The sequence below is a fragment of the Limnohabitans sp. Hippo4 genome, from assembly GCF_003063605.1.
GTDB lineage: Bacteria > Pseudomonadota > Gammaproteobacteria > Burkholderiales > Burkholderiaceae_C > Limnohabitans_A.
This window is the reverse complement of record NZ_NESE01000002.1, coordinates 193,377-217,785: the sequence shown is the minus strand read 5'-3', so window position 1 is coordinate 217,785 and position 24,409 is coordinate 193,377. Positions and strand designations below refer to the sequence as shown.

26 protein-coding genes are annotated in these 24,409 nt (G+C 53.2%); 3 read left to right on the top strand and 23 right to left on the bottom strand.

The features are described from left to right. Positions 1-16 precede the first annotated feature (16 nt). The 19 genes from B9Z46_RS06485 to B9Z46_RS06390 form a co-directional block, all read right to left on the bottom strand. The gene (locus B9Z46_RS06485) at positions 17-313 is read right to left on the bottom strand and encodes a hypothetical protein (RefSeq protein WP_108255055.1); all 297 of its coding nucleotides are present in this window, start codon (positions 311-313) and stop codon (positions 17-19) included. A gap of 1 nt (position 314) precedes the next feature. After that, positions 315-1,397: a beta-N-acetylhexosaminidase gene (gene nagZ / locus B9Z46_RS06480; RefSeq protein WP_108255053.1), complete on the bottom strand. Its 1,083-nt coding sequence runs from the start codon at positions 1,395-1,397 to the stop codon at positions 315-317. After that, positions 1,394-1,789 carry a holo-ACP synthase gene (gene acpS, locus B9Z46_RS06475; RefSeq protein ID WP_108255051.1) on the bottom strand — a complete coding sequence of 132 codons (396 nt, stop codon included), beginning with the start codon at positions 1,787-1,789 and terminating at the stop codon, positions 1,394-1,396. The genes nagZ and acpS overlap by 4 nt, the downstream gene beginning before the upstream one ends. A 13-nt stretch (positions 1,790-1,802) precedes the next feature. Then, positions 1,803-2,549, bottom strand: coding sequence for a pyridoxine 5'-phosphate synthase (locus tag B9Z46_RS06470; RefSeq protein WP_108255049.1), 747 nt, complete (start codon positions 2,547-2,549; stop codon positions 1,803-1,805). A gap of 7 nt (positions 2,550-2,556) precedes the next feature. Then, positions 2,557-3,312 carry a DNA repair protein RecO gene (gene recO, locus B9Z46_RS06465; protein WP_108255047.1) on the bottom strand — a complete coding sequence of 252 codons (756 nt, stop codon included), beginning with the start codon at positions 3,310-3,312 and terminating at the stop codon, positions 2,557-2,559. Between the two features lie 12 nt (positions 3,313-3,324). After that, on the bottom strand, positions 3,325-4,239 hold the full coding sequence (era, locus tag B9Z46_RS06460; protein WP_108255044.1) for a GTPase Era: 915 nt from the start codon (positions 4,237-4,239) through the stop codon (positions 3,325-3,327). After that, positions 4,236-4,889 (bottom strand): ribonuclease III, encoded by a 654-nt coding sequence (gene rnc / locus B9Z46_RS06455; protein ID WP_055361308.1) that lies wholly within the window; start codon positions 4,887-4,889, stop codon positions 4,236-4,238. Before rnc ends, era begins: the two co-directional genes overlap by 4 nt. Before the next feature lie 91 nt (positions 4,890-4,980). Further along, the gene (gene lepB / locus B9Z46_RS06450; protein ID WP_108255042.1) at positions 4,981-5,946 is read right to left on the bottom strand and encodes a signal peptidase I; all 966 of its coding nucleotides are present in this window, start codon (positions 5,944-5,946) and stop codon (positions 4,981-4,983) included. Then, complete coding sequence (gene lepA / locus B9Z46_RS06445; protein WP_055361310.1) at positions 5,946-7,754, bottom strand: translation elongation factor 4; 1,809 nt, start codon at positions 7,752-7,754, stop codon at positions 5,946-5,948. The genes lepB and lepA overlap by 1 nt, the downstream gene beginning before the upstream one ends. A 454-nt stretch (positions 7,755-8,208) precedes the next feature. After that, a complete protein-coding gene (locus B9Z46_RS06435; RefSeq protein ID WP_108255040.1) occupies positions 8,209-9,702 on the bottom strand; it encodes a DegQ family serine endoprotease in 1,494 nt (497 codons plus the stop codon). A gap of 38 nt (positions 9,703-9,740) precedes the next feature. Next, the gene (locus tag B9Z46_RS06430; protein WP_146179232.1) at positions 9,741-10,187 is read right to left on the bottom strand and encodes a hypothetical protein; all 447 of its coding nucleotides are present in this window, start codon (positions 10,185-10,187) and stop codon (positions 9,741-9,743) included. 5 nt (positions 10,188-10,192) lie between these two features. Then, positions 10,193-11,437, bottom strand: coding sequence for a beta-ketoacyl-ACP synthase II (gene fabF / locus B9Z46_RS06425; RefSeq protein ID WP_108255036.1), 1,245 nt, complete (start codon positions 11,435-11,437; stop codon positions 10,193-10,195). A 6-nt stretch (positions 11,438-11,443) separates the two neighbouring features. Further along, the gene (gene acpP / locus B9Z46_RS06420) at positions 11,444-11,680 is read right to left on the bottom strand and encodes an acyl carrier protein (RefSeq protein ID WP_055361315.1); all 237 of its coding nucleotides are present in this window, start codon (positions 11,678-11,680) and stop codon (positions 11,444-11,446) included. Positions 11,681-11,716: 36 nt separating this feature from the next. Beyond that, positions 11,717-12,472, bottom strand: coding sequence for a 3-oxoacyl-ACP reductase FabG (gene fabG / locus B9Z46_RS06415; protein WP_199220565.1), 756 nt, complete (start codon positions 12,470-12,472; stop codon positions 11,717-11,719). Next, positions 12,469-13,419, bottom strand: coding sequence for an ACP S-malonyltransferase (fabD, locus tag B9Z46_RS06410; RefSeq protein WP_199220564.1), 951 nt, complete (start codon positions 13,417-13,419; stop codon positions 12,469-12,471). Before fabD ends, fabG begins: the two co-directional genes overlap by 4 nt. Positions 13,420-13,438: 19 nt before the next feature. Continuing rightward, entirely contained in the window at positions 13,439-14,416 is a 978-nt protein-coding gene (locus tag B9Z46_RS06405) for a beta-ketoacyl-ACP synthase III (protein WP_108255033.1), read from the bottom strand. After that, entirely contained in the window at positions 14,413-15,468 is a 1,056-nt protein-coding gene (plsX, locus tag B9Z46_RS06400; protein ID WP_108255770.1) for a phosphate acyltransferase PlsX, read from the bottom strand. Before plsX ends, B9Z46_RS06405 begins: the two co-directional genes overlap by 4 nt. Before the next feature lie 89 nt (positions 15,469-15,557). After that, a complete protein-coding gene (rpmF, locus tag B9Z46_RS06395) occupies positions 15,558-15,740 on the bottom strand; it encodes a 50S ribosomal protein L32 (protein WP_005794249.1) in 183 nt (60 codons plus the stop codon). 130 nt (positions 15,741-15,870) lie between these two features. Continuing rightward, positions 15,871-16,428, bottom strand: a complete 558-nt coding sequence (locus tag B9Z46_RS06390; RefSeq protein WP_108255768.1) for a DUF177 domain-containing protein — start codon at positions 16,426-16,428, stop codon at positions 15,871-15,873. Between the two features lie 25 nt (positions 16,429-16,453). Here B9Z46_RS06390 and B9Z46_RS06385 point away from each other — a divergent pair, with 25 nt between their 5' ends. Further along, a complete protein-coding gene (locus tag B9Z46_RS06385; protein ID WP_199220563.1) occupies positions 16,454-17,071 on the top strand; it encodes a Maf family nucleotide pyrophosphatase in 618 nt (205 codons plus the stop codon). After that, the gene (locus B9Z46_RS06380; RefSeq protein WP_108255032.1) at positions 17,068-17,856 is read left to right on the top strand and encodes an SAM-dependent methyltransferase; all 789 of its coding nucleotides are present in this window, start codon (positions 17,068-17,070) and stop codon (positions 17,854-17,856) included. Before B9Z46_RS06385 ends, B9Z46_RS06380 begins: the two co-directional genes overlap by 4 nt. 19 nt (positions 17,857-17,875) lie before the next feature. Here B9Z46_RS06380 and B9Z46_RS06375 read toward each other — a convergent pair whose 3' ends face one another. From B9Z46_RS06375 to B9Z46_RS06360, 4 genes are read right to left on the bottom strand one after another with little or no spacing between them, the layout of a single operon-like run. Then, complete coding sequence (locus B9Z46_RS06375) at positions 17,876-18,895, bottom strand: S49 family peptidase (protein ID WP_108255031.1); 1,020 nt, start codon at positions 18,893-18,895, stop codon at positions 17,876-17,878. Beyond that, entirely contained in the window at positions 18,892-19,260 is a 369-nt protein-coding gene (locus B9Z46_RS06370) for a Rieske 2Fe-2S domain-containing protein (protein ID WP_055361321.1), read from the bottom strand. The genes B9Z46_RS06375 and B9Z46_RS06370 overlap by 4 nt, the downstream gene beginning before the upstream one ends. A gap of 40 nt (positions 19,261-19,300) precedes the next feature. Beyond that, positions 19,301-19,975, bottom strand: a complete 675-nt coding sequence (locus tag B9Z46_RS06365) for an HAD family hydrolase (RefSeq protein WP_108255764.1) — start codon at positions 19,973-19,975, stop codon at positions 19,301-19,303. Continuing rightward, positions 19,941-20,960 carry an RluA family pseudouridine synthase gene (locus B9Z46_RS06360; RefSeq protein ID WP_108255030.1) on the bottom strand — a complete coding sequence of 340 codons (1,020 nt, stop codon included), beginning with the start codon at positions 20,958-20,960 and terminating at the stop codon, positions 19,941-19,943. The genes B9Z46_RS06365 and B9Z46_RS06360 overlap by 35 nt, the downstream gene beginning before the upstream one ends. A gap of 527 nt (positions 20,961-21,487) precedes the next feature. On the opposite strand from B9Z46_RS06360, the gene B9Z46_RS06350 reads away from it, so the two are divergent. Further along, a complete protein-coding gene (locus B9Z46_RS06350; RefSeq protein WP_108255028.1) occupies positions 21,488-24,385 on the top strand; it encodes an Rne/Rng family ribonuclease in 2,898 nt (965 codons plus the stop codon). Positions 24,386-24,409 lie beyond the last annotated feature (24 nt).

Below are 24,409 nucleotides of genomic sequence, written 5' to 3'. Positions count from 1 at the left end.
CCTAGTGCGCTCTTTTTTATTCCTTGTTCAACCGATCTTGGGGCCGTGCCACATTGGGAACTTCCCTGGCTTCGACGTCGACCACCTCGGCCTCATGGCGGGCCCCCTTACCCCAAGCACCGAAAGGCGCTTTGCTGCGGGCCATGTCTTGGTAGCGTTGCCACACCACAGCCACTTCAGGCTTGCGGCCGCGCACCAATGACCAAAGAGCACCAAACAGCAAAGAAAACAAGAGAATACAAAGCATGCCCAGCACAAACACCAGCCCCAGCAAACTGAAGAAGACTTTAAAAATCCAAGCAATGAATTGCATATCAGGGCAAGCAGGCTAAGGCTTGTTGGTAATTGACCGAACGGACCAGATCATCCCAAGCCAATGCGGGAGATGAAGGCAACAGTGCCAAACGGCGTGCTTCACTGATTTCATCAGGCTGCCACCAGCCTTTTACTTGAGCCTCAGCCAAGCCGTCTAAAACCTCGTCGATGACCTTGCTGCCCTTCAATGATTGATTGCACAGCAACGCCATGTCACAACCCGCCTGAAGTGCAGCCAAGGCACCTTGCGTGAAGCTGATGGCTTGACCGTCTAATACTCGCGCGCCAGCCATAGACAAATCATCACTGAACACAGCCCCTGTAAATTCCAACTGCTCACGCAAAATAGTTTGAATCCAGGTGGCAGAAAAACCAGCAGGCTGTGAATCAATTTTGGGATAAATCACATGGGCTGGCATCACGGCTGTCAATTCGTTGGTCAGCCACTCATAAGGCTTGGCATCGTCTTTCAAGATGGTTTTGAGGCTGCGCTTGTCGATGGGCATGTCCACATGAGAGTCCGCCTTGACATAGCCGTGTCCTGGAAAGTGTTTGCCACAGTTGCCCATGCCAGCTCGGCGCAAACCATGCATCAGGCTATTGGCCAACAAGCTCACATGTCTGGGGTCTCGGTGGAAGGAACGGTCACCAATCACGCTGCTTTCGCCGTAATCTAAATCGAGCACTGGCGTGAAACTGAAATCCACACCACAGGCGCGCAACTCTGCTGCCAATACATAGCCCACGGCAGTGGCTGCTTGACAGGCTTTCAAGACGCCCTCACCTTCAAGCCCTTTGCCATCTTGTGACCACATTTCACCCAAGCGGCGCATGGCCGGCAAATGCGTAAAACCATCGGTTCTGAAACGTTGCACGCGACCACCTTCATGGTCCACGCAAATCAGCAAGTCTTTTCGTACCGCTTTGATCTCTGCACACAATGCCGTCAGCTGCGCCCGGCTTTGCCAGTTGCGGCCAAACAAAATGATGCCGCCTGTTAAAGGATTTTTCAGGCGCTTTTTGTCTTGCGCGGTGAGCGCGTGACCTTCAATGTCAATGATGAGTGGTGCTTGAATGTTCATGCCGTTCTTTCCACCACGCAATAACTACCGGCGTAATCCGCCTCGTCCGTCACGCTGATGTGTGCTTTTAAATGTTGGGACTCGAACCAGGTTTTCAAGGCACCATGCAAAATAATCACAGGCTGCCCAGAGGGCAGTTTGCCAATTTCGCAAGAGCGCCAAGTCATGGGCATGCGCATGCCCAAACCAATGGCTTTGCTGAAAGCCTCTTTGGCAGAAAACCGCGTGGCCACATAACGCACGCCACGTTCTGGCCACCTTGCACCTCGTGCCTTGTAGGTGGCAAATTCGGCGTCACTCAAGACTTTTTGAGCAAAGCGATCACCATGCTTTTCCAAGCTGGCTCGGATGCGCCTCACGTCACACAGGTCGGTTCCAATGCCGTAAATCATGGCCTGGCTCCTGCTATCGACCTAAGGCTTTCAAATAGCCGCGAACAGTGGCCCCATAGCCAACTTCCAAAGCGTCAGCAATCAACGCGTGACCAATGGAAACTTCCAACAGGCCCGGCACTGCTTGTGCAAATGTTGGCAAGTTGTCCTGGTTCAAATCATGGCCGGCATTGACACCCAAACCCAGCGCCATGGCAGCTTTGGCTGTGGCCACATACGTTTCCAAACAGGCCGCATTGGCGGATGAGCCAAAGCTTGCAGCATAAGGTTCTGTATAAAGCTCTACGCGGTCTGCACCCACTTGCTTCACCGCTTGCATCTGCTCAGGCTCAGGATCCATGAACAAACTGACGCGCACACCCAAGGACTTGCATTCATCTATCAAAGGTTTGAGCTGGGCTGCATCCTTCGTAAAGGACCACCCATGGTCACTGGTGAACTGGCCTTCGCTGTCGGGCACGAAGGTCACCTGGTGAGGCCGATACGTTCTGACAAAGTCCATCAGTTGGTGAAAGGGATTGCCCTCAATGTTGAACTCCCGGTCAGGCCAGCGTTTCATCAAGTCAGCCAATTCCACCACGTCTGTTGCGCGAATGTGGCGCTCGTCGGGCCGCGGGTGAATCGTGATGCCTTGTGCGCCAGCCTCCAGGCACATCTGCGCTGCTTTCAGGACGCTGGGAATTCCCAAGTGGCGCGAATTGCGAAGCAAGGCCACTTTGTTGACGTTGACGGACAGTGCCGTTTTGGAATGAAGGGTCATGAAGGGCTCACAAACTTTGAATGTCGATCATCATTTGACGGGTCTTTAAAGTGCCGACACCGCAATGGTAATTGAGCAAGGTGCGCAGTTGGGTGCGAAGTGGCGTCAACATGTCCAAGCTCAAACGAAGCGTGTCCGTAAAAGCGGATGCGCCATCCAAGGCATTTTGAAGCGCTGTCCACTGAGCGCCCTTCAAGGCATGACGATCATCTCGGTGCGCCAAGCGCAAACCACCTTCTGGCACCAAGCAGTAATCTCGGGTCTCGTCCAAGTCGGCCATGGTGAGCGTTTGGCAATTCAGACTCGGTAACAAACCTATTTCTCTGAGCAATAAAAGCTCAAACACACGCAATGAGGCTTGAAGCAATTCGCCCGGCTCTGTGGCCATGACCCTTACAGTGGCTGTGTAAGCATCGAACAATGACGGATGGGGATCTTCCCGCGCCAACAATTTGAGGAGCAGCTCGTTCAAGTAATACCCAGAGAGCAAGGCATCACCAGTTGGCATCACATGACCACCCACCCACTCGGCCGACTTCAAGGTGCGAATGTCTGCGTCGCCACCGTAGGCCACTTGAATGGCCTGAAGCGGCAGCAAAACGGGCCGGAAAGAAGAACTGGGTTTTTTCGCGCCTTTGGCGACCAAGGCAACGCGCCCATGATGCCGTGTGAAAACCTCGAGAATGAGGCTGGACTCGCTCCAATCGTAGCGGTGCAGCACATAGGCCGGCTCATCCGAAATTCGTTTCAAGACTGCGGCCATGGCCTGCGCTTTTTATTCGTAACCGAAGGAGCGAACACGCGCTTCGTCGTCGGCCCAGCCTGAGCGAACCTTGACCCATAACTCGATGAACACTTTGGCATCCATGAGTTTTTCAAGCTCTTGTCGCGCTTCTGTTCCGATGCGCTTCAGGCGCTCGCCTTTGTCGCCAATCACCATGGCTTTGTGGCCTTCGCGCTCGACCACAATGGTGGCTGCAATGCGAATCATGCGATTGGCAGAGCGGCTGGGTTCTTCTTCAAACTTGTCGATCACCACCGTGGAGGTGTAAGGCAATTCATCGCCTGTGAATCGGAACAATTTTTCGCGAACAATTTCGCTGGCCAAAAACTTTTCGCTGCGGTCGGTCAATTCATCCTCGGCATACCACCAGGCTTGCTCGGGCAGGTACTTCTCGCAGTAACCCATCAAGCGCTCAATGTCCTTGGCGTTTTTGGCCGACATGGGCACAAACTCAGTGAACGGATGACGCTCTTGCATTTCTTTGAGCCAAGGCGCCAAATCTTCACGGCGGTTGATGGCATCCAGCTTGTTGGCAATCAACAAAACAGGCACATTGGGCTTGAGCAAGGCCAACACTTTGGCATCGGCGGTATTGAACATGCCCGCTTCAACCACAAACAAAACCAAATCCACATCGCCCACAGCACCGAGAACCGTTTTATTCAAGGACTTGTTCAAAGCCGTGTTGTGACGGGTTTGAAAACCTGGCGTGTCGACAAACACATACTGGGTCGACCCTTCGGTACGAATGCCTGTGATGCGGTGGCGTGTGGTTTGCGCTTTGCGCGAGGTGATGCTGATTTTTTGGCCGACCAATGCGTTGAGCAAAGTGGATTTGCCCACATTGGGTTTGCCAACAATGGCCACCAAACCGCAACGTTGGGCGGGATTGGTTTCTGTGTTCATCCGCGTGCCTTGACTTTCAAAATTTCAAGCATGGCAGCTGCCGCGGCTTGCTCACCGGCACGACGCGAAGGGCCGCTGCCGTGTTGTGAGAGACTGAGTTCGGGGATGTCGCAAGCGACATCAAAAATTTGACGGTGGGCGGCGCCTGAGGTGGCCACCACACTGTATTGGGGTAACTGCAATTTACGGCCTTGTAACCACTCTTGCAATTCTGTTTTGGGGTCTTTGGCGGCCGCTTGCATTTGCGGCGTGATCTCGACATTTTGAAAAAGAGCATGTACCCATTTTTCCGCCACATCGTAGCCAGCATCTAAGAAAACGGCGCCAATCAAGGCTTCCAGGGCATCGGCCAGAATAGAAGGACGGCGTTGACCACCCGATTTCAACTCACCTTCACCCAGCTTCAAGCAAGCCGGAATTTCGAGTTTGAGCGCCAGTTGGTGCAAGGTCTCTTGCTTGACCAAATTGGCACGTACACGAGACAAATCGCCTTCAGGCAAATCGCGCAACTGCTCAAACAGCAAGTGTGCCACGGCCAAATTCAAGACAGAATCGCCCAAGAATTCGAGACGTTCGTTGTGATCCGCTGAAAAACTCCGATGCGTAATTGCGCGTTCAAGCAAAGCCACGTCTTTGAAGTTGTGGTTCATGCGGACTTGCAACTGAATTAGACCGTCGTTCAAACTGTTGACCTGTTCAATGTTTAAATGTGTGCAAACCTGATCTTGCCCAAAGGTTTAATCAATTGAAGGAGCCGATGCGGCCCAAATTGCCAAAATTCATCCAGACAAAAAATGCCCTGCCCACGATGTTGGCATCGGGCACAAAACCCCAATAACGAGAATCCAAAGAATTATCGCGATTGTCACCCATCATGAAGTAATGGCCTTCGGGTACTTTGCAAACAACACCCTCCACGGTGTAATTGCAACGGTCTCGGAATGCAAAATCATCGGCACCTGGAATGAACGCAGGGCGATCGTCGTCCACAATCAAATTGTGCGTTTTGTCGCCCAGCTTTTCTTTAGACTGTTTGAAATAGCGCATGACGGATTCATCAAAAAACTCAGGCAGCGCTTCTGTGGGCACTGGCTTGCCATTGATGCTGAGTTTCTTGTTCAAATAAGCCACTTCATCGCCTGGGACACCGACGACACGCTTGATGTAATCGACGCTGGGGCGTGGTGGGTACCTGAAAACCATCACATCGCCTCTCGCCACGGGGGTACCTTGAGTGATTTTGATGTTGGCCACAGGCAAACGAATGCCATAGTGAAACTTGTTCACCAAAATCAAGTCGCCCACCCATAAGGTGGGAATCATGGAGCCCGATGGGATTTTGAAGGGCTCAAACAAAAAGGAGCGCAGGACAAAAACAACCAAAATGACGGGAAACAGACCGGCTGTCCAATCGAGCCACCAAGGCTGCATGAGCAATCTGTCGCGTGCCTCTCCAGTGTCTGTGTCCACACGGTCAATGCCCATCTTGGAAAGTTCTTGGTGGCGCTTTGCTTTTTCTCGGTCAAGTTGCTCGACAGCTTTGAGTCGCTGAGGCCAGAAATAGAATTTTTCAGCCAGCCAATAGCTGCCAGAGATGACCACCGCCATCAGCATGAGCAAAGCAAAATTGCCCTCGATCAAACCAAAGTACCAAGAACCAGCGTAGCCACAAAAAGCCGCCAGCAAAAATCCAGTCAGAACTTCCATCAATCTTCTACCTGCAAGATGGCCAAGAATGCCTCTTGGGGCACCTCAACCGAGCCAATTTGTTTCATCCGCTTTTTACCTGCCTTTTGCTTCTCTAGCAATTTGCGTTTGCGGGTGATGTCGCCACCATAACACTTGGCCAACACGTTTTTGCGCAAGGCCTTGACGGTTTCACGAGCGATGATGTTGGCACCAATGGCCGCCTGAATGGCCACATCGAACATCTGTCGGCTGATGATTTCGCGCATTTTGGCGACCACCGCACGGCCACGGTAGGCAGCTTGGGTGCGGTGCACAATGATGGACAAAGCGTCCACCTTGTCGCCGTTCAACAAAATGTCGACCTTCACAACATCGGAGGCACGGTACTCTTTGAACTCATAGTCCATGGAGGCGTAGCCCCGCGACACGGACTTCAGCTTGTCGAAAAAGTCCAAAACGATCTCACCCAACGGCATTTCATAAGTCAACATGACTTGGCGACCGTGGTAAGCCATGTTGATTTGCACGCCGCGCTTTTGGTTGGCCAATGTCATGACAGGGCCCACATAGTCTTGGGGCATGTACAAATGCACCGTGACGATGGGCTCCCTGATCTCTTGCATCTTGCCCTGATCGGGCATTTTGGCGGGATTCTCGACCATGATGACTTCGCCATCGCCCTTGACCACTTCGTACACCACACTGGGCGCCGTGGTAATCAGGTCTTGGTCAAATTCACGCTCCAATCGCTCTTGCACAATTTCCATGTGCAACAAACCCAAGAAGCCACAGCGGAAGCCAAATCCCAAAGCTTGAGAAACCTCAGCCTCGTAATGCAAAGAGGCATCGTTGAGTTTGAGTTTCTCCAAGGCATCGCGCAAAGAATCGTATTGATTGGCTTCGGTGGGGTACAAACCGGCAAACACTTGCGGCTGAATTTCTTTGAAACCTGGCAGCGCTTGTTCAGCAGGTCCTAAATTGTTGGGCAGTTTCTTTTCAAGTGTGATGGTGTCGCCCACTTTGGCCGCTTGCAATTCTTTGATGCCTGCAATGATGTAACCCACTTGACCTGCTTCGAGGCTCTCACGTGGTTCATTGGCGGGCGTGAAAACGCCCATGGTGTCTGCGTTATACACAGCCCCTGTGGCCATCATCTTGAAACGCTCGCCCTTGCCCAAACGACCGTCAACCACGCGCACCAACATCACCACGCCCACATAGGTGTCAAACCAACTGTCGACGATCATGGCGCGCAGTGGCGCGTTGGGATTGCCTTTGGGGGCTGGGATTTTGGCAACGATGGCTTCCAAAATATCTTCGATGCCCATGCCCGTTTTGGCAGAACACGGAATGGCCTCGCTGGCGTCAATGCCGATCACATCTTCGACTTCCGCTTTGGCATTCTCTGGATCTGCTTGCGGCAAATCCATCTTGTTGAGCACAGGCACCACCTCGACACCCAGGTCGAGTGCGGTGTAGCAATTGGCAACGGTTTGAGCTTCCACACCTTGGCTGGCATCGACCACCAGCAATGCACCTTCACAGGCCGACAAGGAGCGTGAAACCTCATAAGAGAAGTCAACGTGACCTGGTGTGTCGATCAAATTGAGGTTGTAAATTTGGCCGTCTTTGGCTTTGTATTGCAGCGAAGCTGTCTGCGCTTTGATGGTAATGCCGCGTTCTTTTTCGATGTCCATGGAGTCGAGAACTTGCGCTTCCATTTCACGTTCTTGCAAACCACCGCAACGTTGAATCAGGCGATCGGCAAGCGTCGATTTGCCATGATCGATGTGCGCAATGATGGAGAAATTTCTGATGTGATTCATCAAGGACCAGCTACAAGTGTTTGAGATTCAAAGGACTAGACAAGAAAAAAGGGCGCGTCGAATGAGGACGCGCCCTGAACCAACAATCAATGGCAACTGCGATAGTTGGGACTTCATTGTAGGCAAAAAGCCAGACACGTACAGCCTCAAAATCGCTCTTTGCAGGTCGTTGCAAGCTCGCAACAGAAAACTTATTAACAAGTTATTCACAATTTAGCTTGGGCTTTTATGAATAACTTGTGGGTGTTCTGTGGATCACCGGTGGACTGATGTGGGACATCCCACATCGTGAACACACTCCTGCTTTTTTCGCCATGAATCTTGGTTCAAGTGCTCAGATTTTAACCATTTTTGACAAACAGAGCCTTAAAAAGTTAGTGAATACAAACCTAAAAAATATTTTTAAATTCTGGAAAACCCTGTGATTCAAAAGGGACTCTTGACATTCTAAAGATCAACGAATCGGCCGAATCAAGGCAAAGCGCGTGAGCTCACCCCGACGGAACAACACACTGACCGCTAAATTCTTGTCAATTTTGGCAACCGCAGCTTCAAATTCTTTCATCTGCGTCACTTCGTGATTGCCAACGGCCAGAATCACATCACCCTCTCTCAATCCTGCTTTGGCGGCTTGATCTTGCACGCTTTCAACGCGCACGCCGCCTTTGATTTTCAATTCTGTTTTCTGAGCATCGGTCAATTCCGTCACGACCAAGCCCAAGCCTTGCGCAGAAGCGCTGGCCTTTGGCTTCTCTTCAATTTCCGAACTGCGCTTGGCCACCTTTTCAGGTTCAAGTTCAGCGATCACGATGCTCATCTCTTTGGTTGCGCCACGTCGGAACACCGTTAAAGTACTTTTGGTACCGGGTTTGGTGTTGCCCACCAAGCGAGGCAGATCTGCCGACTTCTCAATCTGCTTGCCATCAATTTTGAGGATCACATCGCCCGCTTCCAAGCCCGCTTTGTCTGCGGGCGCACCTGGTTCAATGCGGTTGATCAAGGCGCCTTGCGCCTTGCCCAGTCCGATTGACTCGGCCAACTCTTTGGTGACGGGCTCTATCTGTACACCAATGCGACCTCGCGTGACACGTCCGTTGGACCGCAACTGCTCACTGACACGCATTGCTTCGTCCATCGGAATGGCGAAGGAAATGCCCATGAAACCACCTGAGCGGGAATAGATTTGACTGTTGATGCCAATCACTTCACCGCGCATGTTGATCAAGGGGCCACCCGAATTACCTGGGTTGATGGCCACGTCGGTTTGAATGAAGGGCAAGTAGTCGCCCGTATCGCGCTGCTTGGCACTCACAATACCTGCCGTCACGGAGTTGTCTAACCCAAATGGGGAGCCAATGGCCATCACCCACTCGCCTACTTTGAGTCGCGACACATCACCGACTTTGACAGCGGGCAAACCCGTTGCCTGAATTTTCACCACAGCGACGTCTGTGCGCTTGTCTGCACCAATCAATTTGGCCTTGAACTCTCGCTTGTCGGTCAAGGTCACCAACACCTCATCGGCGCCATCGACGACATGGGCATTGGTCATGATGAAACCATCAGAGGTCAGTACAAAACCAGAACCTACGCCTCTGGGTTGTGATTCTTCAGGCACGGGTGTGCGACCTTGCCTAGGCGCCTGTCTGGGCGCGTTGGGTGGATTGGGCACGTTGGGAATAGGAATGCCAAAGAAACGACGCAGTAGATCCTGTGTTTCGTCGTCCATTCCGCCGCCGTTTTGCGGCTGTGCACGAACTTTCTCTAGCGTGCGAATGTTGACCACAGAGGGCCCAACTTGCTCAACCAACTCTGTGAAGTCTGGCAAGCCTTTGACCATGCCTTGTTGCGCCGAGGCCATCAAAGGCATTTGCAGACTGAAGGCACATGCCAATGCCAAGAAAAACGACACCCCAGATCCCGGTGCTTTTGCATTCAATGATTTCATAGAAAACGTTCGCTCCAAATTTTTCAATGAAAGAGACTTCATTCGGAACGCGAATATACAGCGCAACGAAAGCCATGCCAACGCTCAGGAAATGATTTTCGACTGACCCAAAACCATTTGCGAAAACCATTCGGGTTGTACAAGGACACCAGCATGTGCCTCTGCATATCGAGATGAACGGTGACGCCGCAGTCCAACACATTTTCTGGCGAGAAGCTGGACGCGTTGATGGGCAACTCATGCCAGACATTGCCGTTCCAAGACAACCAACCACGTGACTGACCTTGTCTCACTGCCCACATTGACAGGCCACTGGCGAAAACCCAAACAAGCAGCAGCAAATTGGCGCGCCAACCTTGAAAGTCACCAAACAAAAAACTGTAGGTCAAGGCGCCAGCGGTGACAATGGAGAACGCCATCACCATGTAAACGCCCATGAAAAAACGCCCCACCGGGAAGTCAACCGATGGGGCGTTGGAATTCAACTGAATTAGATCCGACGGAAAACCAAACTGCCATTGGTGCCACCGAAACCGAAGTTGTTTTTCAGCGCGTAGTCAATTTTGACATCGCGAGCGGTGTTGGCGCAGTAATCCAAATCGCACTCAGGATCTTGATTGTCCAAGTTGATGGTGGGCGGCACTTTTTGGTGATGCAAAGCCAACACCGTGAAAATACTTTCAATGCCACCTGCACCACCCAGCAAGTGGCCGGTCATTGACTTGGTCGAACTGACCAAAGTTTTCTTGGCATGGTCACCCAAAGCAGCCTTGATGGCATTGGTTTCATTCACATCACCCAAGGGCGTGGACGTACCGTGTGCGTTCAAGTAATTGATTTGGTCTGCATTGATGCCGGCATTGCGCATGGCCGAGACCATGGCTCGACGTGGTCCGTCCATGCTAGGTGCAGTCATGTGACCCGCATCGGCGCTCATGCCATAACCGCAAACTTCGGCATAAATTTTGGCACCGCGGGCTTTGGCATGCTCGTATTCTTCAAGCACCATGACACCCGCGCCTTCGCCCAAGACAAAACCGTCACGGTCTTTGTCCCAAGGACGAGAAGCAGCTGCTGGATCGTCGTTGCGAGTAGACAGGGCGCGCATGGCCGCAAAGCCACCCAAACCCAAAGGCGAAATGGTGGCTTCGGAACCACCCGCCACCACGACGTCTGCATCACCGTACTCAATCATGCGGCTGGCTTCGCCAATGCAGTGGAGACCGGTGGTACAGGCGGTGACAACGGCCAAATTGGGACCTTTGAAACCAAAACGCATGGAAACATGGCCAGCAATCATGTTGATGATGGAAGCTGGCACAAAGAAAGGAGAAATACGGCGTGGGCCGCGAGCGGTGTACTCGACATGAGTTTGCTCAATCATGGGCAAACCACCAATGCCAGAACCAATCACGCAAGCAATGCGTGTGGCCAACTCGTCGTCCAAAGCCTCGCCCGTAGGCAAGCCGGCATCTTCTACAGCTTGAACCGCTGCAGCAATGCCAAAATGAATGAAGGTGTCCATCGTGCGCGCTTCTTTGGCGCTGATGTACTGTTCCAAATTGAAGCCCTTCACCTCTCCTGCGATGCGGCAAGAGAAAGCGGAGGTATCAAATTTAGAGATCAGACCAATACCGGATTGGCCTGCCAAGAGATTGGCCCATGCGTCCGCCACCGTATTTCCAACGGGGCTGATACATCCCAGGCCCGTGACAACGACGCGACGACGGGTCATCTCAGATCAAGCCTTTTTGCTTTGGGCGTAGTCGATCGCCGCTTTGACAGTGGTGATCTTTTCAGCGTCTTCGTCTGGAATTTCAATTCCAAATTCGTCTTCTAACGCCATTACCAGCTCTACTGTGTCCAGTGAGTCTGCGCCCAAGTCAGCAACGAATGCTTTCTCTGGTGTGACTTGTGACTCTTCAACGCCGAGTTGTTCAGCAATGATTTTTTTGACACGTGCTTCGATATCGCTCATGGTTCCCTCTGAGGGTTGTGGAAAAAGGAGATTTTATCAGGACATGTGCATGCCGCCATTGACATGCAGTTCCTGACCCGTAACATAACCTGCCAGCGGACTGGCCAAATAGGACACTGCATGCGCAATGTCCTCAGGTGTACCTAGTTTACCCAATGGAATTTGAACCATCAGGGCTTGATGCTGTGCTTCTGGCAGCGCAGCCGTCATATCGGTGGCAATAAAGCCTGGCGCGACGCAATTGACCGTGATGTTGCGGCTGCCCAACTCGCGGGCCAAGGCACGGGTCATACCGGCCACACCGGCTTTTGCAGCGGCGTAATTGGCTTGTCCAGGGTTGCCAGAAGCCCCTACCACGCTGGTGATGCTGATGATTCGGCCGTAACGCTGCTTCATCATGGGGCGAATGGCTGCACGGCTCATGCGAAAAACAGCCTTTAAATTGGTGTCCAACACGGCGTCCCAATCGTCGTCCTTCATGCGCATGGCCAAAGTGTCACGGGTAATGCCCGCGTTGTTGACCAAAACATGCAGGCCGCCTTGTGATTTAACGATGTCGTCGATCAGAGCCTCACCTGCTGCTGCGTCATTGACATTCAAATTAGCCCCACGGCAGCCAGGAAAGGCTGACAAAGCGGCAGAAATGCGTGCGGCGCCTTCGTCTGTGGTGGCTGTACCAACCACTTGCAAGCCTTGTTGGGCCAATTCCAAAGCAATGGCTGCGCCAATGCCGCGGGAAGCGCCTGTGACCAATGCCACTTGGCCTTTGAATTCTGTTGTGGCGATACTCATGCCAAGGCTCCTTTCACTTCCGCCAAAGAGGCAGGATCGAACAAAGGCAAGCCTGTCATGTCGGCATCAATGCGCTTGACCATGCCCGCCAAGACCTTGCCAGGACCGCACTCCACCACGTTGGTGATGCCTTTGGCCTTGATGGCTTGAACGCATTCGACCCAACGAACGGGGCCAAATGCTTGGCGATAGAGCGCATCGCGAATCCGATCCGCATCGATTTCCACCGTCACATCAATGTTGTTCACGACCGGAATTTGGGGGGCGGCAAATGTTGTTGACGCCAACTTTTCTTTCAACTTTTCTGCCGCAGGCTTCATGAGACTGGAGTGGAAAGGAGCTGACACTGGCAAATTGAGTGCACGCTTGGCACCCATTGCTTTCAAAACTTCACACGCTTTTTCGACGGCAGCCTTGCTGCCGGCAATCACGGTTTGACCGGGATCGTTGAAGTTCACAGCTTCTACCACCTCGCCACTGCCTGCAGGGAAAGTGGCTTGGGCTTGGGCGCAACCTTCAATGACTTTGGTTGCCTCCATACCCAACACGGCGGCCATCGCACCAGCGCCTACGGCCACTGCATCTTGCATGGCCGCAGCACGGAATCGCACCAGAGGCGCGGCTTGTGCCAATGTCAAAACGCCAGAAGCGACCAATGCCGAATACTCACCCAAAGAATGGCCAGCAAGCACAGCGGGCTTGGCACCACCTTCTGCCAACCAGGCACGATAAGCCGCAACGGCCGAAACCAACATCACTGGCTGCGTGTTGGTGGTCAGTCCCAATGCTTCCTTGGGCCCGTTTTGAATCAGCGCACCCAAATCTTCACCCATGGCATCGGAGGCCTCTTGGAGGGCTTCCTTGACGGCAGGATGATCGCCCCATGCGTCCAACATGCCCACGGATTGTGAACCTTGACCAGGGAAAACGAAAGCAAATGCACTCATGATGTCTGTACAGAATTTTTCAATATTTTAAGAGGACAGATCCCCAAGTAAAACCACCACCGACGCCTTCCAGCATCAAGGTTTGACCTTTGGAAATTTGTCCAGAACGAACACCGTGGTCCAGCGCCAGCGGAATGGATGCAGCGGACGTATTGCCGTGCTGATCGACCGTGACAATAACTTTTTCCATCGGCATTTTGAGTTTGCGAGCCGTGCTTTGCATGATGCGAATGTTGGCTTGGTGCGGAATAAGCCAATCGATGTCGGAATCGTTCAAGCCCGCCTTACCCAAAGATGCGCGTGCGGTTTCTTCCAACACGCCAACAGCCAACTTAAAGACCGCCTGACCGTCCATTTTCAAAACGGGATCACCCAAAATGGCACCGCCCGACACGTGGCCAGGCACACACAAGATGTCGGAATATTTGCCATCGGCATGGATGTCAGTAGCCAAGATACCCGGGGTGTCAGAAGCTTCCAGCACAACAGCACCGGCGCCGTCACCAAACAAGACGCAAGTGGTGCGATCTTTGAAATCCAAGATGCGGCTGAAGACTTCGGCACCAATGACCAAAGCGCGTTTGGCAGTACCGGTTTGAATCATGGCATCGGCCACGGTCATGGCATAGATAAAGCCGCTGCAAACCGCTTGAACATCAAACACGGGGCAGCCTGCAATGCCCAGTTTGTTTTGAAGCAAAGCAGCCGTAGATGGGAACACCATGTCTGGCGTGGAGGTGGCAACGATGATCAGATCAATGTCAGATGCTTGGCAACCTGCTGCAGCGATGGCTCTGCGTGCAGCCTCTGCACCCAGATCACTGCTGCCAACGCCAGCGTCAACAAAATGTCGAGCCCGGATGCCGGTGCGCTCAACGATCCACTCGTCAGAGCTTTCGATGCCTTTTGCGGCCAATTCGGCCACCAAATCGGCATTGGTCAATCGCCTTGGGGGCAGATAGCTGCCTGTGCCTGAAATACGTGAATAAATGGTCATTCGGTAGCGGCCGCGTGAGCCGAATCCTCAGATGAGGCGCCTTGCATGGCCAACAAAGGGGCTGCATGGGCAATTCGGGCCGCAACACGGCTGAGCAGTTGATGTCTAGCCGCATCATACGCTCGGTTGAGTGCAGTTTCGAAGGCCAGCTCGTCGGCTGAGCCGTGACTTTTAAAAACCAATCCACGCAAACCCAACAAGGCAGCGCCGTTGTAGCGGCGATGGTCAACCCTGTTTTTAAACGAATTTAGAACAGGATAAGCAAAGATGGCAGCAATTTTGGTGAAGATATTGCGAGAAAACTCAGATTTCAAGAAGCCACCCATCATGGTGGCCAAGCCTTCGCTGGTTTTTAGAGCGACATTGCCCACAAACCCATCACACACCACGATGTCGACGGTGCCCTTGAAAATATCATTGCCTTCGACGTTGCCATAAAAGTTCAAATCGCCGGAATTGCCGGCAGATCGCAGCAGTTCACCTGTTTTTTTGATGATTTCGTTGCCTTTAATGGCTTCTTCACCAATGTTCAACAAACCCACACTGGGGCTTTCGTTGTCTTGCAAGACCGAAACCAAGGCTGAACCCATGACTGCAAACTGAAGCAGGTGCTCGGGCGCACAATCGACATTGGCTCCCAAATCCAGCATGGTGGTGCCACCGCCTTTGAAATTGGGCATTTGTCCCGCAATGGCCGGTCTGTCGATGCCGTCCATTGTTTTCAGAACATAGCGTGCGATCGCCATCAATGCACCCGTATTGCCAGCAGATACAGCAGCATCAGCTGCGCCAGACTTAACCTGCTCGATGGCCACGCGCATCGATGAGTCTTTTTTACGGCGCAACGCAACCTCAACCGGGTCGTCCATTCCCACCACCTCGGAGGCTGCGACGACTTCAACACGCTCATGCTGAAATCCGGCCAAAGCCTCTGGCTGCCCCACCAACAACAGTCGTGCTGCAGGATGTTTTGCTAAAAAGTTACGACACGCCGGCAGGGTAATGCGAGGACCATGATCCCCGCCCATGCAGTCGACAGACAGCGTGAAGATTTCTTTGGAGGACATGTTTCTTAAAAGCGCAAAAACAAAGGCCCGAGGCTACCTTGAATGTAGCATCGGGCCTTTGTGTCTAGCGTCAGTTAGGCTTCTGACTTGTTCTTCAATACTTGGCGACCACGGTAGAAACCGTTGGGGCTGATGTGGTGACGCAAGTGTGTTTCGCCAGTTGTTGGCTCGACAGCGATACCAGGCACGTTCAGTGCGTTGTGTGAACGGTGCATGCCACGTTTGGAAGGTGACTTTTTATTTTGTTGAACAGCCATGATGGCTCCTTAGAGGCGTTGTAAGCAGCGTAATTTTTGCAACGCAGCTTTGGGTTAAATGGTGGACTCACGTCCCTGAAAGACGCGAAGCCGCTGATTATAGCCCAATCTTTTGAGCCCTTCTAGGGCTTTAGTGTGGTTTTTGTTTCAATTGTGCAAGGGCGGCAAAAGGATTGGGTTTGGCTGCCAAAGCCTCCTCAAAAGCCTCGTCAGCAACCGAAAGCGTCACCGAAGCAGGACAAATCTCATGTTTGGGGACGATGGGCGCCGACATGATCAACTCATCCTCAATCAAGGCCCCAACATCCAACTCAGGGGCTAAAACCAACAAATCCTCTTCAGATTCATCATCTTGCGCCTCAGCTGTTGCTTCATCGGCCACAAAGCGGAAGGATTGATCTGAAAATACATCCACCAACACGGGCCCCATGCATCGCTGGCACTGCATGGGCAGACTGACCTCGGCTGACAAATGCAACCAGATTTCCGAATCCCCCCCCGTGACGGGGACCATTTCACCAGTCAGTGACCAAGAAACTTGCGAACTCTGCGCTTTTTGTCCTTCGCCAGACCATGCCAAGTCTGACAAACGCTCAAAATGCGCCAAACTTTCCTGACCTTGCGCATTCATGCCGTCCCGGGCAAAGGCCTTGACGTTGAAGTGTTTCAAATCAATTTTTTTATCCATGGCTGCAGTGTAAGAGAATTGAGGCATGTCCAAAGACAATTCAACCCACCTATCCCCCGCTTCAAGTCGCACTTTGATCCTGGGCTCAAGCTCACGCTACCGCAAGGAATTGCTGTCCCGGCTGAACATTCCCTTTGAGGTTGCAGCCCCCGAGGTGGACGAAACACCCCACATCAACGAAACGCCTAGAGATTTGGCGCTGCGTTTGGCCTTGGCCAAAGCACGGGCGGTTGCCAGCAAAAACCCGGAGGCCGTGGTGATTGGCTCTGATCAAGTGGCCGACCTAGAAGGGCAACCTCTGGGCAAACCAGGCAATCACGCCAACGCAGTGAAGCAATTGCAACGCATGCGCGGCAAAACCGTCATTTTTCAAACAGCGCTCTCGGTGATTTGTTTGGCCACAGGTTTTGAGCAAACGGACTTGGCCGCCGTGAAAGTGACCTTCAGGGATTTGACTGACGCAGAAATTGAGTCCTATCTGAAAGCCGAAGAACCTTACGATTGCGCCGGCAGCGCCAAAAGCGAAGGCCTTGGCATTGCCTTGTTGGCCGCCATCGACAACGACGATCCAACCGCTTTGGTCGGACTTCCTTTGATCCGAACTTGCCACATGCTCAGCGCCGCTGGGGTGAAATTGCTATGACAAACGCTGGTAAAAATTTGGGCAAACTTTATTTGGTGCCAGCGCCTTTGGATTTTGGCTGCAAGCAAGAAGCAGCGCTTGAAAGCGTCATGCCAATGGGCACGGTCCAAGCTGCCGCCAACATCACCCACTGGATTTGTGAAAACGCAAAAACAACGCGCGCTTATCTCAAACGCATTGACGCAAGCTGCACGCTTTCAGCGCCCATTCAATCTCAAGTGATCACCGAGCTGCCACGGGAAGTTCATAAAAAAGGCGATCACCAAGGTGGCTTTGATGCCAAGCCATTGCTGGCAATGGCAATGCAGGGACAAGACATGGGATTGGTGAGTGAAGCAGGCATGCCAGCGGTTGCAGACCCCGGCAGCTCTGTGGTGCGCGCCGCCCACGACCTTGGCATTCAAGTCGTGGCCTTGGTGGGCCCTGTATCTCTGTTGTTGGCTTTGGCCAGCAGCGGCATGAATGGCCAAAACTTTGCTTTCGTGGGGTACTTGCCTCAGGATGCACAAGAACGCAGCCGCCGCATCAAAGAATTAGAACTGCTTGCACACAAGACCGGTCAAACGCAGTTGTTCATTGAGACGCCTTATCGCAACGCACCGCTGTGGTCTGCGCTGGTGCAAACGCTTCAAGGCAATACGCGCTTGGCATTCAGCAGCGGCATTACCTTGCCCGATGCCACGCATCGCAGTACAGCTGTTCAGCAATGGCGAAAATTGGCCGCAGGTCAATTGCCCGATGGCCTTAACAATCAAACGCCCGCCGTATTTGCCATTGGCAATTGAAGGCTAGCGTACAAAAAGTTCAACGAATGGGGCTACTGGCGCGCATGGCACGCCAAGCACCCTCGCCCATCGCGGCACCAAAACGTTTGACCAGGCGCTCGGCCACATTGTCGCGGCGAGAGTAGTCAACCAACTCTTCAGCCTTGACCACGTCTCTTGCAACTTGATCAAGACTTCCTAACTCATCGGCCAAGCCCAACTCAACGGCTTGTTGACCTGTCCAGAACAGGCCACTGAACATGTCAGGCGTTTCTTTCAAGCGATCGCCACGGCCTTTTTTAACCACGGCAATGAACTGACCGTGAATGTGATTCAACATGGTCTGCGCGTGCTTTCTTTGCGCATCTGTTTGAGGACTAAAGGGGTCTAAAAAGCCTTTGTTCTCACCCGCTGTCATGAGGCGTCTTTCAACGCCCAATTTGTCCATCAAGCCCGTGAATCCAAAACCATCCATCAAGACGCCAATGCTGCCCACAATGCTGGCCTTGTCGACATAAATTTTGTCGGTAGCAGCAGCAATGTAATAAGCCGCAGAAGCGCATGACTCCTCGACAACGGCATAAATGGGCTTCTTGTGCAAAGCCTTCAAGCGAACAATTTCATCGTTGATGATGCCCGCCTGCACGGGACTTCCGCCGGGTGAGTTGATCAACAAAATCAGGCCTTGCGAGCCTGTGTCTTCTAGGGCTGCTCGCATTGCGGCCACCACATTCTCGGCACTGGCGTCTGACCCATCGGCAATTTCACCTTTGATGTTGACCAATGCGGTATGCGGCGTGGTGATGTTGGTTGCCGTTTGATTGTGCGAAAAAATTTGCCACAAAACGACCACCCAAAACAACAGCCAAGCCAAGCGCAAGCCCATCTTCCAGCGGCGTGCGGCTTGTTGCTCTTTCAAATTGGCTTGGACCAAATCAGAAAGCATCTGGCGCTCCCAAGCGCTTGCAGCCTGCGATGGCGAAGCAGCGCTTGCAGGATGAGGACCGCTTTCTAGAGAAGTGGCCGATGCACCGAAAGATTCAGGATGTTCAGTACTCATGAGAACTCAAAAGGTTTTAAATTGAAATCAGTATGCCAGTGAACTACACCGCCTTGCTCGGACAAGGTGATTGGAATCAATCCGCCATTGCAAGGCCCACCCGCACAGGCGCCGGAGTCTGGTCGGTACATGGCGCCATGGGTTGCGCACATCAAAAACTGTCCAGATGCGTCGAAGAAGCGATTGGGCTGGTAATCCATTTCCATGGCGACATGGCTGCACCGATTTAAATAGGCGTGCACCTGCCCCTTGAAGCGAATGGCGAAAGCTCGGCAGGTTTGTCCGCCGTAGATGACATCAAAGGGCACGGCCAAGCCACTGTCGACCAAGTCCTTGGAATTGCACAAAGGAATTGCTTCACTCATGAAATACCTCTTATCGAATCAAATCAAAACACCCGGGGCCTCATGCATTCGCCAACAACCATTCATGCAAGGCTGGCACTGAATGCGCCACAAACAGCGGCTTCAAATCATGAAACGCCGCGGGTTCGTGGGCGCCATAACTCACCCCCACGCTGGCGCAACCGGCATTCAAAGCCATTTGCAAATCATGTGTCGTATCGCCAATCATGAGCGTGCGCTCTGGCTCAACGCCAAATTCACGCATCAACTCCTGCAGCATCAGAGGGCTGGGTTTGCCGGCCGTTTCGTCTGCTGTTCTTGATCCATCAAAGGCGCCTTTCAACTCAACAGCATGCAAGGCTTCATTCAAGCCCTTGCGGCTTTTACCCGTAGCAACCGTGAGCCAATGATGACGCTCTTTCAGTGCGGCCAGCATCTCCAGAACACCCTCAAACAAAATTAAATCATTTTGGTGGGCCATGTAATGGTGTCGGTAGCGCTCCCCCAGTTGGGGGTATTTTTCAACTGGCACATCAGGGGCTGCATGGGCCAAAGCCTGCATCAAAGCCATGCCAATGACATAAGAGGCCGCCTCCTTCGTAGGCTCCTGCCCTCCCACATCCACCACAGCGCGCTGGATGCAGCGGGTGATGATGGCGGTTGAGTCAAATAGCGTGCCATCCCAATCGAAGGTGATCAGGTCAAATTGCCGTGGGCGTTGATTTTGATTTGACATGATTTGCATAGAGTTGTAATTCGGGAGGCAGCGGCGATTTCAAGTTCACCCGCTTGCCCGTGGCAGGGTGCGTAAATTCCAAACGCCAGGCATGAAGGAACATGCGTTTCAAACCTTGCTTGTTTAAAGTCTTGTTCCACTCAAAGTCGCCGTACTTGTCATCGCCCGCAATGGGATGACCTTGCGAGGCCAGATGCACTCGAATCTGGTGAGTTCGCCCGGTTTTGATGGTGACTTCTAACAAGGTGCAGCCTACTAAGCGCTGCGCCACCTTGACCAAGGTGATGGAGCGCATGCCATCGGGATCGTCATTCGAGGTCACGCGAACACGCCGTTCGCCATCAGGAAGCAAGTACTTGTGCAGCGAACTGTCGATAACTTTCAGCTTTTCTGGCCAACTTCCCTGAACAAGAGCCAGATAGGTCTTGCCAGTTTCCCGTTCCCGAAACTGATCTTGAACGTGTTTCAAGGCGCTTCGCTTCTTGGCAACCAACAAAATTCCACTGGTTTCACGGTCTAGGCGGTGAACCAACTCCAGCAACTTGGCCTGCGGCCGGACCTGCCTCAATTGCTCAATCACACCAAAACTAACCCCCGATCCGCCATGTACCGCCACGCCAGCGGGCTTGTCGATGGCCATCAAAGCGTCGTCTTCTAACAACAGTGGAAATTCACGTCCCGGCGCCGGTCTGGCCGCCTTTTCTGCCACTTTGTCGGAAATCCGGACAGGGGGAAGTCTGACCACATCACCGTTCTCAATTCGGGTGTCGGCCGAGGCGCGGCCCTTGTTAATCCTCACTTCGCCGCTGCGAATGATCCGGTAAACGTGGGTTTTGGGCACCCCTTTGAGGTGACGAATGAGAAAGTTGTCCAGCCGCTGGCCCGCCGACTCTTCATCGACGGTCAACCATTTCACTTCCAAAGCCGGATTTGTGCCCGGGGAAGTGGTCGATTGGGAGGCTTGGGGCCCTATAATGTGATTCACCGGCGTTGTGCTGTAAGTGGTTGATTTGAATGGAAATGAATTCCTGATGACAGGAGTTTAGTTCACTCTCCACCCACATACGCCGTAAGTTCGATGCCGCCATGAGCGAAATCTGCAGACTGAAGGCCAGGGCCAACAGTGGCAGACCACCTTTTTGGTTGGACCGATGCTTTGAAACCCAGATACGGAATATTTTTATTCAGTAGCTTTTCAGCTACTGAACGGATTGAGTCGAAATGAGTGTGTTGTTTGGATCTTTGCTGTCTTTTCTGCAGTGGCTGTTTGCGCCACTGGAGACACCATTGCCTGCACGCACCCACAGCCTCGACGCTTCCACGCGCCCCTGTCCACATTCCAGCGAATCATTTGCGCACATGAATGTCGGACTCTTTTGGCAATTCCCTTCGTTTCGAACGTCAGTCTCGGCACCGTTGGCTCCTTGAGAGCTGGTTGTTAAACAGGTGATCCGGCCCCAACGCCAAGAATGGCGGGGTGGGTATTGCTGACACATAAAGAAGGGATGCATCATGAAACGGATGCTGATCAACGCCACGCAGGCTGAAGAACGCCGCTTGGCCATCGTCGATGGACAAAAACTCCTCGACTACGAAATTGAAATTGAAGGCCGCGAGCAACGCAAAGGCAACATCTACAAAGCAGTTGTCACACGCGTCGAGCCCTCGCTCGAAGCTTGCTTCGTTGACTACGGTGAAGAGCGTCACGGCTTCTTGCCCTTCAAAGAAATCTCTCGCCAATATTTCGCCGAAGGTGTTTCCGTAAGCCAAGCACGCATCAACGATGTGATCCGCGAAGGCCAAGAACTCTTGGTGCAAGTTGAAAAAGAAGAACGTGGCAACAAGGGCGCAGCCCTCACCACCTTCATCAGCTTGGCTGGCCGCTATGTGGTCTTGATGCCCAACAACCCCCGCGGTGGCGGTGTCAGCCGACGCATTGAGGGCGACGACCGCGCTGAACTCAAAGAAGCCATGGACCAGTTGGAATATCCCAAAGGGATGTCCATCATTGCCCGCACCGCCGGCATTGGTCGCAGCGCACCCGAGCTCCAATGGGACTTGAACTACTTGCTCAAATTGTGGTCTGCTATCGATGGTGCAACGCAAGGCGGCAAAGGTGCCTTCCTGATTTATCAAGAGTCCAGCTTGGTGATTCGGGCCATTCGCGATTACTTCAACAGCGACATCGGCGACATTCTGATCGACACCGACGACATCTACGAACAAGCTCAGCAATTCATGAGCCACGTGATGCCTGAGTTCGCGCCGCGTGTGAAGCGTTACCGCGACGATGCACCCTTGTTCAGCCGCTTCCAAATTGAGCATCAAATTGAATCGGCTTATGCACGTACCGTGCAGCTGCCATCTGGCGGCGCCATCGTGATTGACCACACTGAAGCTTTGGTTTCAGTGGACGTCAACTCTGCACGCGCCATCAAAGGCGGCGACATTGAAGAAACTGCTACACGTACCAACCTTGAAGCTGCCGACGAAGTGGCACGCCAAATGCGCTTGCGCGACTTGGGCGGCCTGATCGTGATCGACTTCATTGACATGGAAGAGTCACGCAACCGCCGCGAAGTGGAAAACCGCTTGCGCGATGCATTGCGCCAAGACCGTGCCCGTGTTCAGTTTGGTTCCATCAGCAAATTTGGCTTGATGGAAATGAGCCGTCAGCGTTTGAAGCCCGCCTTGTCAGAAGGCTCTTCAATCCCCTGCCCTCGTTGCGGTGGCTCTGGCCATGTGCGCGACACCGAGAGCTCGGCTTTGCAAATTTTGCGCATCATCCAAGAAGAGTCCATGAAGGACAATACCGCCGCAGTGCACGCCCAAGTGCCTGTCGAAGTGGCCTCTTTCTTGTTGAACGAAAAGCGCCCTGAAATTGCCAAGATTGAATTGAAACAACGCATCAATGTGTTGTTGGTGCCCAATAAATCTTTGGAAACACCGCACTACAAACTCGAGCGCTTGAAGCACGACGATCCCCGTTTGGACAACATCGAAGCCAGCTATACCATGGCAGAAGAAGTCGAAGATCCAACCACGGTGACACGTCGCTCACAAGAGCCCACCAACCGTCAAACACCGGTCATCAAAGGCGTATTGCCTGACGCACCAGCGCCAGCCTCATTGCCAAAAGCTGAGACGGCCAAACCCGCCAAGCCTCAAGCAGGCAAGGCTGAAACCAAAGCTGAAAGCAGCGGCGGTTTCTTTGGGTGGTTGAAGCGCTTGTTTGGCGGCGACACTGAAGCCAAGACTGAACCTGCGAAAAACGTTGGCAAGCGTGGCGATCGCGCTGGCAAAGAAGGCGAACGTACTGAACGTGGCGAGCGCAACGGCGAACGCCGTGGCGGTCGAGGTGGCCGTGGCGGCCGTCGTGGCGATCGCAACGATCGTGGCGACCGCAGCGATGCAGAGCGCAGCGACAAAGGTGAGCGCAACAATGAGCGCACTGAAGGTCAGGAAACACGCGCACCTCGCGAAAACGGCGGCAACCGCCGCGGCGGCGAACGCAATGAGCGTGGTGGCCAACGCGGCGAACGCCGTGAAAACGGCAACAACCTTGCCGGCCAATCTGCAGATGCCAGCAACGTCAGTGCGGATGCTTCTGAATTGAACAATTCAGAACAGCGCAACGAGTCGCGCGGTGAACGCGCACCTCGCGGTGAAGGTCGTCGTGAACGCGGTGAAGGCCGCCGTGAGCGTGGTGATCGCGGCGAGCGACGCAACCAAGATGGCAATCGCCCCAATGCATCTGCAGACAATGCAGACCCATTGGCACCCGCCCAAGGCTTGACCAACGACAACACCTCAGATGCAACTTCGCAAGAAGAGCGCACTGACGGCAATCAAGGCACGCCAGAACGCAGAGAGCGTCGATCACGTGATCGTTACGGTCGCGACCGCAGAGAGCGCAATACCGGCGCTGACAGCACCGCAACTGATGAAGCCCATGCAGCCCCCGCCGAAAACACTTCAGCGGATCAGGCTCACGAAGCAGAAGCGCCTGCAACGCGTTCATACTTTGATCGCGCGTCTGCGCCTGCAGCGGCAACGACGCCTGCCTCAGTGCAATCTGCAGAATCCACAAGCATCACACCAGCAGCCCCCGCTGCTGCACCAGCAACTGCGACATCTGCATCCTCGCCTACAACAGCACCCGCAGGTTTGCCCAAAGTGCAAACCTATGTGTTGCCCGTTGCAAATTTGATTGAAGTGGCAGAAGGCTCTGGCTTGAAGTGGGTCAACTCAGATCCTGAGAAGATTGCTCAAGCGCAAGCAGCCATTGCCGCAGAACCCAAGCCTGTGCACGTTCCTCGCGAGCGTCCACCTGCAGTGGTGATTGACGAAGGCCCCTTGGTCTTGGTGGAAACACGCAAAGACCTGAACAACCTGAACCTGCCCTTTTAAATCAAAAGAACAGGCATGAAAAAA

Bases quoted from the DNA above. Each gene is read 5' to 3' on its own strand.
- B9Z46_RS06485 (WP_108255055.1), bottom strand. From the start codon at position 313: ATGCAATTCATTGCTTGGATTTTTAAAGTCTTCTTCAGTTTGCTGGGG.
- nagZ (WP_108255053.1), bottom strand. From the start codon at position 1,397: ATGAACATTCAAGCACCACTCATCATTGACATTGAAGGTCACGCGCTC.
- acpS (WP_108255051.1), bottom strand. From the start codon at position 1,789: ATGATTTACGGCATTGGAACCGACCTGTGTGACGTGAGGCGCATCCGA.
- B9Z46_RS06470 (WP_108255049.1), bottom strand. From the start codon at position 2,549: ATGACCCTTCATTCCAAAACGGCACTGTCCGTCAACGTCAACAAAGTG.
- recO (WP_108255047.1), bottom strand. From the start codon at position 3,312: ATGGCCGCAGTCTTGAAACGAATTTCGGATGAGCCGGCCTATGTGCTG.
- era (WP_108255044.1), bottom strand. From the start codon at position 4,239: ATGAACACAGAAACCAATCCCGCCCAACGTTGCGGTTTGGTGGCCATT.
- rnc (WP_055361308.1), bottom strand. From the start codon at position 4,889: ATGAACCACAACTTCAAAGACGTGGCTTTGCTTGAACGCGCAATTACG.
- lepB (WP_108255042.1), bottom strand. From the start codon at position 5,946: ATGGAAGTTCTGACTGGATTTTTGCTGGCGGCTTTTTGTGGCTACGCT.
- lepA (WP_055361310.1), bottom strand. From the start codon at position 7,754: ATGAATCACATCAGAAATTTCTCCATCATTGCGCACATCGATCATGGC.
- B9Z46_RS06435 (WP_108255040.1), bottom strand. From the start codon at position 9,702: ATGAAATCATTGAATGCAAAAGCACCGGGATCTGGGGTGTCGTTTTTC.
- fabF (WP_108255036.1), bottom strand. From the start codon at position 11,437: ATGACCCGTCGTCGCGTCGTTGTCACGGGCCTGGGATGTATCAGCCCC.
- acpP (WP_055361315.1), bottom strand. From the start codon at position 11,680: ATGAGCGATATCGAAGCACGTGTCAAAAAAATCATTGCTGAACAACTC.
- fabG (WP_199220565.1), bottom strand. From the start codon at position 12,472: ATGAGTATCGCCACAACAGAATTCAAAGGCCAAGTGGCATTGGTCACA.
- fabD (WP_199220564.1), bottom strand. From the start codon at position 13,419: ATGAGTGCATTTGCTTTCGTTTTCCCTGGTCAAGGTTCACAATCCGTG.
- B9Z46_RS06405 (WP_108255033.1), bottom strand. From the start codon at position 14,416: ATGACCATTTATTCACGTATTTCAGGCACAGGCAGCTATCTGCCCCCA.
- rpmF (WP_005794249.1), bottom strand. From the start codon at position 15,740: ATGGCTGTTCAACAAAATAAAAAGTCACCTTCCAAACGTGGCATGCAC.
- B9Z46_RS06390 (WP_108255768.1), bottom strand. From the start codon at position 16,428: ATGGATAAAAAAATTGATTTGAAACACTTCAACGTCAAGGCCTTTGCC.
- B9Z46_RS06385 (WP_199220563.1), top strand. From the start codon at position 16,454: ATGTCCAAAGACAATTCAACCCACCTATCCCCCGCTTCAAGTCGCACT.
- B9Z46_RS06380 (WP_108255032.1), top strand. From the start codon at position 17,068: ATGACAAACGCTGGTAAAAATTTGGGCAAACTTTATTTGGTGCCAGCG.
- B9Z46_RS06375 (WP_108255031.1), bottom strand. From the start codon at position 18,895: ATGAGTACTGAACATCCTGAATCTTTCGGTGCATCGGCCACTTCTCTA.
- B9Z46_RS06370 (WP_055361321.1), bottom strand. From the start codon at position 19,260: ATGAGTGAAGCAATTCCTTTGTGCAATTCCAAGGACTTGGTCGACAGT.
- B9Z46_RS06365 (WP_108255764.1), bottom strand. From the start codon at position 19,975: ATGTCAAATCAAAATCAACGCCCACGGCAATTTGACCTGATCACCTTC.
- B9Z46_RS06350 (WP_108255028.1), top strand. From the start codon at position 21,488: ATGAAACGGATGCTGATCAACGCCACGCAGGCTGAAGAACGCCGCTTG.